The following is a 2,495-nucleotide window of genomic DNA, read 5'->3' on the forward strand; positions in this document are numbered from 1 at the left end:
CAATAACTTGAGGAGTTAACACGAAAAGAAAAAAATGAAAATCTACTATAAGCCCCGTCTATCGGGGCTTTGCACGATATAAGGGGCTAAACACAGGTAAAATTGATAAGAAAAGTACAAATATCCCGTATTTTTGAATTATTTGTAAGTTATTTTTTTATACTAAAATTTCGTAGCACTATAAAAGAAAAGGAAAAAATCGTTTAAATGAGGTTTTCCAAAAGGGTCTTTATTGCGAACAAATAACCAATTAACGTGATAAGATTTCCGTTTGCCTGAACAGGACAGGAGGAAGAATGGGATCCGATCCTAAAATTAGAAGAATACTTTGTCAGAGGCTCTTACAGCTCAGACATGAAAACAACCTTACTCAAGCCGAACTTTCCAGCCTGAGCGCGATACCTCAACCGGTTCTTTCTCTTTATGAGAATCAAGGTAGTTCAAGATCTCCTACGCTTTACGCATTAGTGCGTCTTGCCAACTCACTGAACGTTTCCACGGATTATCTTTTGGGACGCACTGATGATAAGAGCGGGGCAAGAAATTTAATCTCAGAAGACTCGGTAATTTCCCAGCTTTCAAGAAGGGACCGTCAGGTCTTGCTTAGAGTTGCTGAAGGCCTTCATGCTGCTTCCGTTCAAAAACAGGAAGCGATGAAGTCAAGCCGTACTCAAAAAATTGTTCCTCCCGCGGACGTAAAAAACGCTCGATAATATCGAGCGTTTTTGAAGAATGACGCGCCTTAGTTTGTGAAATTTCGGCAGCCGGAGACATTAGAAATTTCACAAGGCAGCGTGCCGACTTTTACGTTTTTCGGGGCAGCGGTATGGATGTAATAGGCCATTCTGAGATTGGCTTTTTGATTTTCAGAGCAGTCCTTATTGAATGCGCATGCATATTCCGTACGGGCAAAGTCTTGCTGTTCCTGTACGAAACGTGCCGCGGCCTGATCCCAAGACTCTTTATGCTGGGCCATGTTTATAAGGATCGCTTTTTGAGCTAATTTAATTCGGGTCTGATTCTTAGCTGAAATATCGATGAGCGGCCTGAACACGTGATAAAACTGAGGAGCCGGATGGTTTTTCAAGTACGTTAGTTTTTCCTGTGCTTCTTCTCTCATTTTGGCTAACTCTTCCGCCGGTGTTCTGTCAGTCAAATCTTTAGCGTCGACCCAGCCTCTGGCTGTTCTAAAGATCGTTTTTCCGCCAAACCCTTTATCTTCAGCCCTAAGCGTTAATTTCGCTGGGCGTTTCATCTCATGACATTCCTTGCGTCTGAGTTTGCGGGTCTTTTCCTTTTTGAATGCGTCAATGTTTTGAGATTCGAGCTCGTCCAAGGCGGTAAGGTTATCTTTTTTTCTGCAAGTCAGGACACCTTTTCCGAGGGTAGCCGTTCCGAGGGGTACTGGTCTCTTAAGTTCTGTTCTTAATGCTCTGAGATAGTGATCCTGCATGCTGATTTCCGAGATTTCTATCGATTTTTCTTCGGGACTTTCAGCAAAATCAGATCGAACAGTTTCCGGTGTCAGTTCCCCTTTATTAGCTTGAGCCAGATTGAAATTTCGATTTAAACGAGCATGATCGACTAGCTCATTGATTTCATAGTTGTAGTAATCACCAGGCAGCTGCTTGCTGACCTTGTTCAAGGTTTTGCCAAGAAGATATTTGTCCCCGCCGAGAGCCGCTACTTTAGCTGCATCCGCTTTTGAGAGGCTGCTGACGGCGTCTTTAACGTTTTCCTTAGTGATTTCTACGTTAGGGTCCATTGAACATGCGGAAAGCAGGAGTGCGGCCATCACTGAGAAGGAGAGAAAGAAATTTTTGCGGACAAATATTTTCATAATTGTTATAACCAATCAGGGTTTTCGTCTACCTAAGGATACTTCATACACGAGATTTAGGTGGAAAAGATTGTGCTTATTTTTGAAAAATTTCCATGGCCGGATGGATGCAGTGTGGTTTGAATTTCGTCCGAAAGGCCGTTAATGAGCACAATCAGTGAGAGGCGTTAGGAACTGAGATTTTGCGTTTCTAGATCTTCATTATTTTAAAAATCCTCAATAAAACATAAAGTTAATGTTGAAATTGAGGATTTTTTTTGTGCTAAACTAGATCGTTATATATGGAGATCTATTAATGACAAATCCCAAGTTTCCTCCGATTCTGATCAATAAGGCAGGTTCCGTTTATTACGATTACACGTATAAAAACGTTTGGGATAGAGAACTCAAGCGGAGCAAAAGAGGCGAATCCAAAAAGATTGGGACAATCCTCGGCGGACAAAAGGACGGAAAAATTCGTTTTGATGAGACTTTCATTCAGGATCATCCTGAATTTCGGAACTATCAGGTTGAGAGAAGAGGTAAAGATTATGTCTTTACGCAGATCTCCGAAGAAGGCTTGGTTATTGTTAACCGCCGGGTAGACGAATACTTGAAGTACAAGGGATTTAGGGTCTTAGTCTCAGACTCGGAGAAGGATCCGGTTAAGGCCTGG

2 protein-coding genes and 1 pseudogene are annotated in these 2,495 nt (G+C 42.1%); 2 read left to right on the forward strand and 1 reads right to left on the reverse strand.

Annotated elements, in window-relative coordinates; all coding sequences use genetic code 11:
• The first annotated feature begins 296 nt into the window (after positions 1-296).
• Complete coding sequence (locus ACZND6_RS12755) at positions 297-713, forward strand: helix-turn-helix domain-containing protein (protein WP_118631967.1); 417 nt, start codon at positions 297-299, stop codon at positions 711-713.
• A gap of 29 nt (positions 714-742) precedes the next feature.
• Here ACZND6_RS12755 and ACZND6_RS12760 read toward each other — a convergent pair whose 3' ends face one another.
• Positions 743-1,765 carry a hypothetical protein gene (locus ACZND6_RS12760; RefSeq protein WP_418806706.1) on the reverse strand — a complete coding sequence of 341 codons (1,023 nt, stop codon included), beginning with the start codon at positions 1,763-1,765 and terminating at the stop codon, positions 743-745.
• A gap of 370 nt (positions 1,766-2,135) precedes the next feature.
• Here ACZND6_RS12760 and ACZND6_RS12765 point away from each other — a divergent pair.
• Positions 2,136-2,495, forward strand: a pseudogene (locus tag ACZND6_RS12765) (hypothetical protein); the annotation flags it as partial.

The sequence above is a fragment of the Parasutterella sp. genome, assembly GCF_057870745.1.

What these genes read in the sequence shown, in the direction of transcription:
- ACZND6_RS12755 (WP_118631967.1), top strand. Translation starts at nt 297, where the DNA reads ATGGGATCCGATCCTAAAATTAGAAGAATACTTTGTCAGAGGCTCTTA.
- ACZND6_RS12760 (WP_418806706.1), bottom strand. Translation starts at nt 1,765, where the DNA reads ATGGACCCTAACGTAGAAATCACTAAGGAAAACGTTAAAGACGCCGTC.